General features: G+C 64.9%; 11 protein-coding genes. 7 read left to right on the top strand and 4 right to left on the bottom strand.

All coding sequences use genetic code 11. The annotated features are described in order from the left end of the window. The first annotated feature begins 41 nt into the window (after positions 1–41). Positions 42–662 (top strand): thiamine phosphate synthase, encoded by a 621-nt coding sequence (locus Q0094_RS13315; RefSeq protein WP_297620484.1) that lies wholly within the window; start codon positions 42–44, stop codon positions 660–662. Positions 663–736: 74 nt separating this feature from the next. On the opposite strand, the gene Q0094_RS13310 is transcribed toward Q0094_RS13315, so the two are convergent. Then, the gene (locus Q0094_RS13310; protein WP_297620481.1) at positions 737–1,063 is read right to left on the bottom strand and encodes a hypothetical protein; all 327 of its coding nucleotides are present in this window, start codon (positions 1,061–1,063) and stop codon (positions 737–739) included. Between the two features lie 98 nt (positions 1,064–1,161). Further along, on the bottom strand, positions 1,162–1,779 hold the full coding sequence (locus Q0094_RS13305; protein ID WP_297620478.1) for an XRE family transcriptional regulator: 618 nt from the start codon (positions 1,777–1,779) through the stop codon (positions 1,162–1,164). A gap of 69 nt (positions 1,780–1,848) precedes the next feature. On the opposite strand from Q0094_RS13305, the gene Q0094_RS13300 reads away from it, so the two are divergent. Together Q0094_RS13300 and Q0094_RS13295 are read left to right on the top strand one after the other, a co-directional pair. After that, positions 1,849–3,330 (top strand): class I adenylate-forming enzyme family protein, encoded by a 1,482-nt coding sequence (locus Q0094_RS13300; protein WP_297620475.1) that lies wholly within the window; start codon positions 1,849–1,851, stop codon positions 3,328–3,330. After that, positions 3,327–3,977, top strand: coding sequence for a DsbA family oxidoreductase (locus Q0094_RS13295; RefSeq protein ID WP_297620472.1), 651 nt, complete (start codon positions 3,327–3,329; stop codon positions 3,975–3,977). Before Q0094_RS13300 ends, Q0094_RS13295 begins: the two co-directional genes overlap by 4 nt. 66 nt (positions 3,978–4,043) lie before the next feature. On the opposite strand, the gene mfd is transcribed toward Q0094_RS13295, so the two are convergent. After that, positions 4,044–7,493 (bottom strand): transcription-repair coupling factor, encoded by a 3,450-nt coding sequence (gene mfd / locus Q0094_RS13290; protein ID WP_297620469.1) that lies wholly within the window; start codon positions 7,491–7,493, stop codon positions 4,044–4,046. Between the two features lie 39 nt (positions 7,494–7,532). Continuing rightward, on the bottom strand, positions 7,533–8,051 hold the full coding sequence (locus Q0094_RS13285; RefSeq protein WP_297620466.1) for a component of SufBCD complex: 519 nt from the start codon (positions 8,049–8,051) through the stop codon (positions 7,533–7,535). A 176-nt stretch (positions 8,052–8,227) separates the two neighbouring features. Here Q0094_RS13285 and hemB point away from each other — a divergent pair, with 176 nt between their 5' ends. The 4 genes from hemB to Q0094_RS13265 all read left to right on the top strand — a co-directional run bounded on the left by hemB (position 8,228) and on the right by Q0094_RS13265 (position 13,414). Then, entirely contained in the window at positions 8,228–9,220 is a 993-nt protein-coding gene (gene hemB, locus Q0094_RS13280; protein ID WP_297620463.1) for a porphobilinogen synthase, read from the top strand. A gap of 129 nt (positions 9,221–9,349) precedes the next feature. After that, the gene (locus Q0094_RS13275) at positions 9,350–9,907 is read left to right on the top strand and encodes a YSC84-related protein (RefSeq protein WP_297620460.1); all 558 of its coding nucleotides are present in this window, start codon (positions 9,350–9,352) and stop codon (positions 9,905–9,907) included. A 74-nt stretch (positions 9,908–9,981) separates the two neighbouring features. Further along, positions 9,982–12,456 carry a penicillin acylase family protein gene (locus Q0094_RS13270; protein WP_297620457.1) on the top strand — a complete coding sequence of 825 codons (2,475 nt, stop codon included), beginning with the start codon at positions 9,982–9,984 and terminating at the stop codon, positions 12,454–12,456. Between the two features lie 79 nt (positions 12,457–12,535). After that, positions 12,536–13,414: an ATPase gene (locus tag Q0094_RS13265; protein ID WP_297620454.1), complete on the top strand. Its 879-nt coding sequence runs from the start codon at positions 12,536–12,538 to the stop codon at positions 13,412–13,414. Positions 13,415–13,425 lie beyond the last annotated feature (11 nt).

Here is a 13,425-nt window from a genome sequence, read left to right as displayed (position 1 = left end):
CCGACCGCTATCACCCCGACCAGCCGCAAGGATGCCCGCCAATGTCTCAGACCGATCAGCCCAATCTCTACCTTATCACGCCCCAAAGCTTCGAGATCGATGCCTTTTTGCCCCGGCTGCAGGCGGTTCTGGATGCCGAGGCGATCGCCTGTCTGCGTCTGGCGCTGGTCAGCGAGGATGAGGATCACCTCGCGCGCGCCGCCGATGCCCTGCGCGAGGTGGCCCATGCGCGCGATGTGCCGCTGGTCATCACGGGCCATGCGGGGATGGTGGAACGGCTGGGCCTTGACGGGGTGCATCTGACCGATGGCGCGCGCAGCCTGCGGGCCACGCGCAAGGCGCTTGGGGCCGAGGCCATCATCGGTGCCTTTTGCGGCGCCTCGCGCCATGATGGCATGACAGCGGGCGAAAGCGGTGCCGATTACATCGCCTTTGGCCCGCTTGGCGACAGCCCGCTTGCAGCCGGGCCGCGCGCGGAACATGCGTTGTTCGACTGGTGGTCGCAGATGATCGAATTGCCCGTTGTGGCCGAAGGCGCACTGGATTGCGCACTGATCGAAGCCTTTGCGCCCGTCACCGATTTCTTTGCCATCGGCACCGAGATCTGGCGCGCAGAAGATCCCGTCGTGGCCCTGAGGGCGCTGATCGCGCCGATCCGCTGACGCCTTGCGCCCCGGCGGCGCGCGTTGCCGCATCGCGGCGCGCACGACGCTGCGGGCGGGGGTCAGTCTTGGGGTCAGTCTTGGGTATCGACCACCCCAAGGCTGGCAATCGCCTTGCCTTGCACCAGATCGTAGCCAAAGCCGAACACGCCCTTTTCGAACAAGAACCCCGCAAAGACATCGACGCCGATCTGTCCAGAGCCAAGATAATAGCTCAATCCGGCGCCCAATGTGCTTTCATTCACCCGGTTGTTTTCCAGCAAGCGGACCGTGACGCCGAAACTGGGCGAAGTGTTTGCGCCAAAGGTCACGGTGCCGCCCAGCATCATCGTGGGATCGGCCAAGGCGGGGGTCAGACCCGCCAGAAACAAAAGCGTGCTGCTCAAGGGGAGATGTTTCACGATGCTGCTCTTTTCCTGTTGCGGCCAACATAGCGATTGTAGCACGCCGACCGCCCGATACAACCGCTTGTGAGATCCGCCGCCCCAGCCAAAACAGTCTAAGCCAGCGACGTGACCCAAAGGATCGTCGCATCATCTTCGGACACGGAAATCACGTTATGCCCCATCGAGGCATCGTAATAGGCGCTGTCGCCACGCTTGAGATCGACGGGGGCGTAGAATTCGGTCAACAGCCGCACCACCCCGGTCAGGACGTATAGAAACTCTTCCCCGTCATGGCGCACCCAGCCGTCGAATTCATCAAAGCTGCGCGCGCGGATGCGGGCGCGATAGGGCAACATCGACTTGCGCGTCAGCGCGCCCGACAACAGCTCATGCTCATAGGTCGTGGTCGGATGCGCCTGTCCCTCGCCCGAGCGGGTCACCGCCATGCGGCCATTGACCTGCGCATCGGTGGGCGGCGTGAACAATTGCGGCACCGAAATGCCCAAGCCCAAGGCCAGCTTTTTCAGCGCCTCATAGGTGGGCGACATCTGGCCGTTCTCGATCTTGGACAGGGTCGAGCGCGCCAGCCCCGCATGAGTGGCCGCCTGTTCCAGCGTCCAGTCGCGGGCGCGGCGCAATTCGCGCACCCGCTGGCCCAGATCCACGGGCTGGGGCGGGGTCTGTGAGCCGGTTTCGCGGGCCAGACGGATCAGGCTGGGTTCATCTTTCATGCGCACGGGTTTAGCGCGCGCGCCTCTGGCTTGCAACGCAGGCGTGGCGCGCGTAATCGGCACCCCATCATGCAGCCCTGCCCCACCCCCTTCAATCTGGCCGACGCCGTGCTGAGCGCGGGGCGCGCCACACCCGACAAGATCGCCCTGGCTGTGCTTGGCCCCGCACGCGCCGACCGCTGGAGCTTTGCCCGGCTGGAGGCCGCGGTGCGCGCCATGGCGGGCGGGCTTCTGGCGCAAGGCCTTGTTGCGGGCGACAGGGTGCTTTTGCGGCTGGGCAATACGGCGGAATTTCCGGTGGCGTTTCTGGGTGCCATCGCGGCGGGTCTGATCCCTGTTCCAACCGCCGAAGGGCTGACACCTGTGGAATTGGACCGCATCACCCCCATCATCGCGCCCAAGGCCATTCTGGCTGCCCCCGGCATCACCTGCCCCAGCGATCCCGACTGTCCGGTGCTCAGCGATCTGACCACGTTGGCGGCCCACGCGCCGGCCGATTTTGCCATGGGCGATCCCGAACGCCTGGCCTACATCGTCTTTACCTCGGGCTCATCGGGCCGGCCCAAGGCGGTGGCCCATGCCCATCGCGCGCTCTGGGCGCGGCGGATGATGTGGGAGGGCTGGTATGGGCTGCGCCACACCGACCGGGTGCTGCATGCGGGGGCGTTCAACTGGACCTTTACCTTGGGCACGGGGTTGTTGGATCCATGGACCATCGGCGCCACCGCACTGATCCCGGCCCCCGGAACCGCCCCTGACACGCTGGCGCTTTTGCTCAAGCGCCATGATGCCACGATCTTTGCCGCCGCGCCGGGCGTCTTTCGCAAGCTGTTGCAGGGCGCGGCGCCGCTTGATCTTCCCAAGCTGCGCCATGGGCTTGCGGCAGGCGAAAAGCTGCCCGAAAGCCTGCGCGCGCGCTGGCAGGGCGCGACCGGCACGCCGATCCACGAGGCGTTGGGCATGTCGGAATGCTCCACCTTCATCTCGGGCAGCCCGGCACGCCCGGCGCCCAAGGGCAGCCTTGGCTACCCCCAGCCCGGGCGGCGCATCGCAATTCTTGCCGAAGACGGCACCCCCACCGCCCAGGGTGAGACCGGCATTCTTGCCATCCACCGCAGCGATCCGGGTCTGATGCTGGGCTATCTTGCGGACCAGACGCCGGATCTGCCGCTTGTGGGAGAGTGGTTTGTGACCGGCGATCTGGTGTCGCAAACCCCCGAGGGCGCGCTGGATTATCATGGGCGGCGCGACGATCTGCTGACCACGGGCGGCTTTCGCATTGCCCCGCTCGAGATCGAGGCGGCGTTTCAGGATGCGCCGGGCCTTGGCGATTGCGCGGCGCTCGCCCTGCCCGTCAAGGCCGAGACCGAGGTGATCGCGCTGGCCTATAGCGGCACCGCATCGCCCGACACGCTGGCGGCGCTGGCAAGCACCCGGCTTGCCCGCTACAAGCACCCCCGCCTCTATATCCCGCTGCCTGCCCTGCCCCGCACGGCCAATGGCAAGCTCGACCGCCGCGCCTTGGCCCAGCTCCTGAAGGATCGCCCATGATCAAGCTCGACATCCTCAGCGATCCGATCTGCCCCTGGTGCTTCATCGGCTGGACCAATCTGGCCCGCGCGCTCGACGCGCGGCCTGACCATCCGCTGGCGATCGAATGGCACCCGTTTCAACTCAACCCCGACATGCCGGCGGGCGGGCTTGACCGGCGCGATTACATGATTGCGAAATTCGGCGGTCCCGAGGGGGTCTTGCGCGCCTATGGGCCGGTGATCGCACAGGCCAGGGCGGCGGGGCTGACCCTTGAGCTCGACCGGATCGCGCGCACCCCCAACACGCTTGACGCCCATCGCCTGATCCATTGGGCAGGGCTGGAGGGGCGCCAAACCCCGCTCGCCTTGGCGCTTTTCCGGGCCTATTTCACCGAAGGCCGCGACATCGGCGACGCCGCCACCCTGACCGACATTGCCGAAGCTGCGGGGCTTGATGGCAAGGTGATCGCGGCACTTCTGGCCAGCGAGGCCGACAAACACGACATCGCCGCGCGCGATGCCCATGCCCGCGCGCGTGGCGTTACCGGTGTGCCCTGTTTCATTCTGGCCAACCAGCATGTCATCTCGGGGGCGCAATCCACCGAATTCTGGCTCGACGTGATCGACGAGATCACGGATCACCTGCGCGCGGGCACCCCTGCCTAGCCTTGCGCCCGCGCCTTCAGCTTTCCAGAAATACGCAAGATCCCACAGCGGTGATTGGGCCGTGCGTCAGCCAGCCTTGCCCTCGGCATGCAGCGCCAGATCGCGCGCAATGGCAAAGGCGCCCTTGATCCTGTCTGCCTCGGACGCAAAGGCACGGACCAGAACGATCTTGTTGTCCTTGACGCGCGCGGCGCCCTTTTCGGCCTGCACAAAAGCCACAAGGCCCGCGGGATTGGGGAATTTGTCGTTGTGAAATTGCACCGTCGTCCCCTTGGGCCCGGCGTCGAGCTTGGCGATATGGGCACGCTTGCACATCGCCTTGATGCGCACGACCAGCAAAAGCGTGTTCACCTCGCGCGGGAGCGCGCCGAACCGGTCGATCAGCTCGGCGGCAAAGCCCTCCAGATCGACCTTGGTTTCCAACTGGCTCAACCGCCGATACAGCCCAAGGCGCACATCGAGATCCGGCACATAGGCGTCGGGGATCAGAACCGGCACACCCAGATTGATGCTGGGCGACCATTGCCCATCGGCCACGATCGGTTCGGCCACGCCCGAGCGGATGGCGGTGATCGCCTCTTCGAGCATGGATTGATACAGCTCAAATCCCACCTCGCGGACATGGCCGGATTGTTCCTCGCCCACGATGTTGCCCGCGCCCCGGATATCGAGATCCTGACTGGCGATGGTGAAGCCCGCCCCAAGGCTGTCGAGGCTGCCAAGGACGCGCAGACGTTTCTGGGCCGCCGGGGTCAGTTTCTGGCGCGGTCTGGTGGTCAGATAGGCATAGGCGCGCGTTTTCGCGCGCCCCACCCGGCCGCGGATCTGATAGAGCTGCGCCAGACCGAACATGTCGGCGCGGTGGATGATCATGGTGTTGGCGGTGGGAATGTCGATGCCCGATTCGATGATGGTCGTGGCCAGAAGCACATCGAATTTGCCGTCGTAAAAGGCGTTCATGCGGTCATCAAGCTCGCCCGCCGCCATCTGGCCATGGGCCACGACAAAGCTGACCTCGGGCACCTGATCGCGCAGGAATGTCTCGATCTCGGGCAGATCCTCGATCCGCGGCACCACGAAAAAGGATTGTCCGCCGCGATAATGTTCCCTGAGCAGCGCCTCGCGCAGGGTGATGGCGTCGAATTCCGACACATAGGTGCGGATCGCCAGCCGGTCGACAGGCGGCGTGCCGATCATCGACAGATCGCGCACCCCCGTCAGCGACATCTGCAGCGTGCGCGGAATGGGTGTGGCCGACAGCGTCAGAACATGGATATCCGAGCGCAATTCCTTGAGCCGTTCCTTGTGGCCCACGCCAAAGCGCTGTTCCTCGTCCACGATCAACAGGCCAAGGGTCTTGAACCGCACCCCCTTGGCCAAAAGCGCATGGGTGCCGATCACGATATCGACGCTGCCATCGGCCAGCCCCGCGCGCGTTTCATCGGCCTGCTTCTGGCCGACAAAGCGCGACAATGGCCGCACATTGACCGGAAAGCCGCGAAAGCGGTCGGTGAAGGTCTTGGCGTGCTGGCGGGCCAGAAGCGTGGTGGGCGCAATCACCGCCACCTGCAGCCCCTGCGCGGCCGCGACAAAGGCCGCGCGCATGGCGACTTCGGTCTTGCCAAAGCCCACATCGCCCACGACCAGCCGGTCCATCGGGCGGCCTGCGGCCAGATCATCCAGCACATCAGCAATGGCCGAAAGCTGGTCGTCGGTTTCCTCATAGGGAAAGCGCGCGCAGAACGCTTCCCACATGTCGCCGGGCGGCTCGAGGATCGGGGCGCGGCGCAAGGCCCGCTCGGCGGCGATGCGGATCAGCTTGTCGGCAATCTGGCGCAGGCGTTCCTTGAGCTTGGCCTTTTTGGCCTGCCACGCACCGCCGCCCAGCCGATCCAGCAGCCCCTCGTCATGGCCATAGCGGCTGAGCAGTTCGATGTTTTCAACCGGCAAGAACAGCCTGTCGCCACCGGCATATTCCAGCAACAGGCATTCATGCGGCGCCCCCATCGCGGTGATGGTTTCCAGCCCCTTGTAGCGGCCCACCCCATGATCGACATGCACCACCAGATCGCCGGGGCTGAGCGATTGCGCCTCGGTCAGATAGTTTTCGGCACGCTTGACGCGGCGTTTGGGCCGGATCAGCCGGTCGCCCAGCACATCTTGTTCCGAGATGACCGTCAGCCCAGCGCCGGTAAAGCCCTCGTCCAGTGGCCAGACGATCAGCGTCACGCTGCCCTTCGGACCGATCCCGCGCGCATCCCGCGCCATCCTGGCGTCGGTCAGCCCTTGATCTTCCAACAGCCCTTGCAAGCGTTCGCGCGCACCCTCGGACCAAGAGGCGACGACGACGGCGCGCAGGTCACGCTCTGCCCTGATGTGATCTGCCAAAGCCGCAAAAAGGCTGATGGATTCGTTCTGGCGTTCGGGCGCAAAATTGCGACCCACACGCCCGCCTGCATCGATGATGCCGGGGCCCGGCGCGGCAGGAATGGGGGCGAATTGCACGACGCGGTGCGCGGCGATGGCGCGCATCCAGGCCGCATCATCGAGATAAAGCAACCCCGGGGGCACGGGTTTGTAGACCGTGTCCAGCCGCCCCTTTTGCGTCAGCGCGGTCTTTCGGGTGTCGTACTGGTCGGAAATCGTATCCCACCGCGCCAGCCGCTGGGGGGTGGTCTGGTCGTCAAGCGTGATCCGCGCGCCGGGCAGGTAATCAAACAGGGTTTCCAACCTGTCGTGGAAAAACGGCAGCCAATGTTCGACACCTTGATGCTTGCGGCCCGCGCTGACCGCCTCATAGAGCGGATCATCGGTGCCGGCGGCGCCAAATTCGATGCGATAATTCTGACGAAAGCGCGTGATCGCGGCCTCATCCAGGATGACCTCGGACACTGGTGCCAATTCGATCCGATCGAGCTTTTCGGTGGTGCGCTGGGTCGCGGGATCGAACCGGCGCGCACCATCGAGCACATCGCCGAACAGATCGAGCCGCACCGGACCGCTGGCACCGGGTGGCCAGACATCGATGATGCCCCCGCGCAAGGCGTAATCGCCCGGCTCGCTGACCGTCGGCGTCTGCACAAAGCCCATGCGCACCAGGAACCGCTTGAGCGCGGCGTCATCGATCCGTTCGCCCACGGCTGCCGCAAAGGCGGCCGATTGCAAGACCGCACGCGCCGGCACGAACTGGCTTGCGGCGTTGAGCGTGGTCAACACGATGAAAGGCCCCGACAGCCCCCCCGCCAAAGCGGCCAGCGTCGCCATGCGGCTGGCCGAAATCTCGGCATTGGGCGACATGCGATCATAGGGCAGGCAATCCCAGCCGGGAAACTGAAGAACCACCACCGAAGGGTCGAAAAAGGCCAAGGCACGGGCCATGGCCGCCATGCGCTTGTCGTCGCGCGCCACATGCAGCACCGGCACACCGCCGCCGGTCGCCAGCTCCTTCAACACAAGGGTGGCGTCAAACCCCTCGGGCGCGCCTGAGGCAAGGATATGGCTGGGCGACGGGATCATGGGGCGGTGACCTACGCCGTGGGGGGGCGGTGTCAAGGTCTAGTGCAGCACGCTGGCCGTGACATTCATTTTCATGCCCCAGAACGCGGTCAGGAAAATCGACACGATCCCCATGGCTTGCACAATCAAGCGGTGATGGCGCAACAGCGCCTCCGCCGTCGCAAAATCGCTGTCGTGCAAACGGCGCGCGGTCACGACGGACAAGCCCGCCACAAGCACCAACGGCAAGATCAGCAAGACCAGCGCTTGCGCGAATTCGATCCGATATCCCCAGCCCAGCACCGCAAGTGCGCTGAACACAAATGCCCCGAGCGCCACCACCAGCGGGCCAGACATATCGGCGACCTCGAGAACGCGGCGGCTGTTGATCCGGGCCAAAAGGCGCAGATCGCGCGCGCTGTCGGCATCGCCGCCCCGGGCGCGCTGTACCAGATGATAGGGAATGCCCAATACCCAATGGGTAAAGGACGACCACAAGATCGCCAGCACGATCCAATACCACAGGTTCGAAAACGACCGCAGATCAATCACTTCGGTGACAAGGTCGAGAAAATCCAAAAGCGCGCCGCCAACATGTCAAGCCCAGAGCCGATCATCACCCTAGCCAAGCCATGCATCCGACGCCAGCCCCGCAAAACGCCTGTGGCACCCCAGCCACCCGCCAGGCCTTGCCCTTCGACCGGCATCGTGGCACCGCTTGTGGTTGTGCATCTTCACAGAAAGCGCCCGATCCCATGCCCCAGCCCGCCTTTCCCGCCCTCCGCCACCGCCGCCTGCGCGCATCCGCCCCGCTTCGCAATCTGGTGCGCGAACATGAGTTGAGCGTGAACGATCTGATCTGGCCGATCTTTGTGCGCGACGGGGTGGGCATCGAGGAACCCGTGGCGTCCATGCCCGGCGTGGTGCGCCGGTCGGTGGACAGGATCGTGGTTGCCGCCCGTGAGGCAGCATCGCTGGGCATTCCGGCCATCTGCCTGTTTCCCTACACCGATGCCAGCCTGAAAACCGAAGCCTGTGCAGAGGCGTGGAACCCCGACAACCTGTCGAACCGCGCCATCCGCGCCATCCGCGACGCCGGGATCGGGATCGCGATCATGACCGACATCGCGCTCGACCCCTACAACATCAACGGCCATGACGGCATCGTGCGCGACGGTGTCATCGTGAATGATGAAACCGTCGAGGCACTGGTAAAGATGGCTTTGGCACAGGCCGCGGCGGGGGCCGATATCCTGGGGCCGTCGGACATGATGGATGGCCGCATCGGCGCAATCCGCACGGCGCTGGAGGCCGAAGGCCATCACAATGTGACAATCATGTCCTATGCGGCCAAGTTTGCCAGCGCCTATTACGGCCCGTTCCGCGATGCGGTCGGTGCCTCGGGCGCGCTCAAGGGCGACAAGCTGACCTATCAGATCGATCCCGCCAACCGCCGCGCGGCGCTGGCCTGTGTGGAGCGTGACCTGATGGAGGGCGCCGATATGGTGATGGTCAAGCCGGGCCTGCCCTATCTGGACATGGTGCGCGAGGTAAAGGACCGTTTCGGCGCGCCGACCTATGCCTATCAGGTGTCGGGCGAATACGCGATGATCGAGGCGGCCGCCGCCAATGGCTGGATCAATGGCGACAAGGTCATGGTGGAAAGCCTGATGAGCTTTCGGCGTGCGGGATGTGACGGTGTCCTGACCTATTTCGCGCCAAGGCTGGCCAAGATGCTCAACGGATAGGGGCGGATCGGCGGCTTGCCGCCAGCATTGGTGTTTTCCGCCGTGACACGACGGGGCGAAGGACGTAGAGTGACCGCAGCAATGCGGGCGCCAAGACCCGCCACCGAGGTCATCAGCAGGAGAACACAGATGCGCAAGCTCACCCGTCGTCATTTCGTGATCAGCGGCGCTGCATTGCCGCTTTTGGCCGCCTGCAACAACTCGATCAATTCAGGCGGGGGGGCAAGCATCGACGGGCGGGTGGATGCTGCGCTGAATTTCATGACCGCCGAAGTACCCGGCGCCCAGGAGCTTGCCACCAGCGCAAAAGGCATGCTGGTGATGCCGCTGATCACCGAGGCGGGGTTTGGCTTTGGGGGCTCTTACGGGCGGGGCGCGTTGCGCATCAACGGGGTGACGGTCGATTACTATTCTGCGACGGCGGGGTCGTTTGGCTTGCAGATCGGGGCACAGCAATATGCCCATACGATCTTTTTCATGACTGACGCGGCCTTGCAGGGTTTTCGCACATCCAGCGGCTGGGGCGTGGGTGGCGATGTGCGCTATGCGGTCAGCGACCGCGGCGGCATGATCGGCATCGACACCACCACCCTGACCGATCCCGTGATCGCGATTGTCTACGGACAGGCGGGCCTGATCGTGGGCGCCACGCTGGAAGGCATGCGCTACACCCGCATCCTGCCCTGATCGGGGCGAAACCACCCGTTTGCATTCACCCCCTCATCGGTTAGCTGTCGCGCTGTGATTCAGGGCGAGGAACGATGGGCCTGTTGTTGCGCTGGCTTCTACGACTGGGAACCGTCGCTGTCGGCGTGACGGTGGCCGTTGTGCTGGTGGTGTGGTGGATCGGGTCGCGGTCCATTCCCGACTATGACGCCCAGTGGCAGGTGCCGGGGCTTTCGGCACCGGTCGAGATCGTCCGCAACACCGCCGCGGTGCCGCATGTGTTCGGGCAAAGCGATGCGGATGTGTTTTTCGGTCTCGGGCTGGCCCATGCCCAAGACAGGCTGTGGCAAATGCTGATGATGCGGCGCACCGCACAGGGGCAATTGTCAGAGCTGTTCGGCGACGCGACGCTCGAGATCGACGACCTGATCCGCAGGCTCGACATCTACCAGCTTGCCACGACATCTGTCGAAGCCCTGGCCCCCGAAACCCGCGCCGTGCTCGAGGCCTATGCCAACGGGGTCAACGCGTGGATTGGGCTTGTCAGCCAAGAGGCGCTGGGGCGCGGGGCGCCGGAATTGTTCCTGTTCACCCCCGATATCGCGCCGTGGCGGCCAGCCGACAGCGTCGCGGTGACCTTTCTGATGGCGCTGCAACTGACCGGTCACCACGACCAGGAGGTGCTGCGCGCGCGCCTGTCGCTGGCCCTGAACGACCCGGCGGGCATGGCCGATCTGATGCCCGATGCGCCGGGGGCGGGTGTGGCGGAACTGGCCCGATACCAAAGCCTGTTTGACACGCCCCTGCCCCGCTTTGCGCAAGCGCCCCGATCGCCGCGCCATCCGCTGCATCCCAACGCTCTGGGTCCGGGTCTGGCGGGCGCATCGAACGCCTTTGCCGCGACGCCGGCGCGCGCGGCGTCATCCGGGGCGCTTTTGGCCAATGACCCGCATCTGGGGCTGAGTGCCCCCAGCATCTGGTATCTGGCCCGGCTCGAGCTTGCGACCGGTGGCGTGATCGGCGCGACCATCCCGGGCATGCCCGTCATCCTTGCGGGACGCTCCGAACATCTCGCCTGGGGGATCACATCGGCCTATCTTGATGACATCGACCTGTATGTCGAAGAGTTGAACCCCGAAAACCCCCAGCAATACCGCACACCCGATGGGTGGGCCGAGTTTCGCACCGACCGGCGCGTGATCGAGGTGGCGGGTGGTCAGGATGTGACCATCACGCGGGCCTGGACGGAAAACGGCCCCGTTCTGCCCGGCCAGCATTTCGACATCGCCACCGTCACCCCCCCCGGCAGTGTGATGAGCATGGCCTGGACCGCGCTTTCGGATCAAAACACCTCGATCCAGACGGGCCTGCGGCTGATGCGTGCCCAGACCATCGAAGACGGGCTGGCGGCGGGCGAGGATTTCGTGGCCCCCGCCCAGAACCTGATGCTGGCCAGCCGCGACGGGCGCATCGCGATGCAGATGATCGGGCGCATGCCGTGGCGGATGAATGCCCATGAGACCAAGGCCCGCATGCCCGCGCGCGGCTGGATCGCTGACAACCGCTGGCAGGGCATGACGCTCTACTTTGCCAATCCCCGCTTCATCGACCCCGAAAGCGGCATCTTGGGCAACACCAACAACCGCACCGTCGCGCGCGATTTTCCACTGCATGTGACCCATGACTGGGGCGACACCCAGCGCATCACACGGCTGTCGCGCCTGATGGAGGCGCGCGATGTCCACACCCGTGACAGCTTTATCGAGGCGCAACTCGACACCGTGTCGGCGGCCGCGCGCAACATCTTGCCGCTGGTCGCGCGCGATCTGTGGTTCACCACAGAAGCAGCCCCCGCCGGCACGCCCGAACGCCGCCGACAGCGGGCACTGGCGCTGTTGGCCGATTGGAACGGCGAGATGAATGAACATCTGCCCGAACCGCTGATCTATGCGGCCTGGATGCGGGAATTGCAGCAACGCCTGATCCAGGATGATATCGGCCCCTTGGCCGATGCGTTCCAGAAACTTGAACCGATCTTTCTGGAGCGTGTGTTTCGCGACATCGACGGCGCCGGCCGCTGGTGCGACATCGCCCGATCAAACGCGGTGGAGAGCTGCACCGACATCGCGCGCATGGCGCTCGACGATGCGCTGCAATGGCTCGAGGACCGCTACGGCCCCGATCTGGAAAGCTGGCGCTGGGGCGCGGCCCATGAGGCCCGCCATGACCACCCCGTCTTGGGGCAAACGCGGCTGTTTTCATGGATCGCCAATATCCGCCAATCGACCAGCGGGGGGGATTTCACGCTCAACCGCGCGGCCACCCCCGGCACGCTGCCCGATCCCTTCGTGAATATTCACGCTGCAGGCTACCGGGGCGTCTATGATTTCGCCGATCCCGACAGCTCGGTCTTTGTCATTGCCACGGGCCAATCGGGCCATCCCCTGTCACGCCATTACGACGATCTGGGCGCCTTGTGGCGGCGGGGCGAATACATCACCATGACGCTTGACCCCGAACTGGCGCGCGCGGGCAACATCGGCATCACGCGGTTGCAGCCCATGCCCTGACGCCGCCCGACACGGGCCGGGTTTTCCCCGGCGTGCCGCTGCGATACAAGTCCCCGACACCCATTGATCGGACGCATCCATGCCGCTTCTCTACGACAGCCCCGCCGCCTGGGCGAAAGCCCCCGAAAAACGTCTTGCCGTCTTTGGCATGTCGGGTCTGGGCAAGACGCGTCTGGCCGCCATCTTGCGGGCGGGCGGCCAGTGGTATCACTATTCGATCGATTACCGCATCGGCACGGCCTATATGGGTGAACATATCGCCGACAACCTCAAGCGTCAGGCGATGCAGGTTCCGTTTCTGGCGGAGTTGCTGCGCTCGGACAGCATCTATATCGGCTCCAACATCAGCTTTGGCAATCTGGCGCCGCTGTCCACATTCCTTGGCAAGCCGGGCGACCCGGCCAAGGGCGGGCTGGCGTTCGACGACTACATGCGCCGCCAGGCGCTGCACCGCCGGGCCGAGATCAACGCCCTGCTCGATACGCCCAGCTTTGTCGCACGCGCCCGCGATCTTTATGGATACCCGCATTTCATCGCCGATACCGGCGGATCGATCTGTGAAGTGGTCGATCCCGACGATCCCGGGGACGAGGTGCTGAAAACCCTGCAGGCCAATGCCCTGATGGTCTGGATCGAAGGTCCGGAAAGCCACACGCAGGAATTGATCCGTCGCTTCGACCGAGATCCCAAGCCCATGTATTACAAGCCGGAATTCCTGTTGCCTTTGTGGCAAAGCTGGCTTGATGCGCAAGGCATTGCCGCCGATCAGGCCGATCCGGATGCCTTCATCCGCCATGCCTATGCCCACGCCATGGCCCATCGTGCCCCGCTTTATGCCGCAATGGCACGCAACTGGGGCATCCGCGTCACCGCCGCCGAGGTCGAGGCCGTGCGCGACACGGCAGATGCCATCGACATGGTCGCCACGGCCCTTGGCAGGGCCGCGGCCCGCACCTAGGTCCCCCCGTG

It is taken from the genome of uncultured Roseicyclus sp., from assembly GCF_937892565.1.
Lineage (GTDB): Bacteria > Pseudomonadota > Alphaproteobacteria > Rhodobacterales > Rhodobacteraceae > Roseicyclus.
The sequence above is the reverse complement of the archived record's forward strand: the minus strand, read 5'-3'. Positions and strand labels throughout refer to the sequence as shown.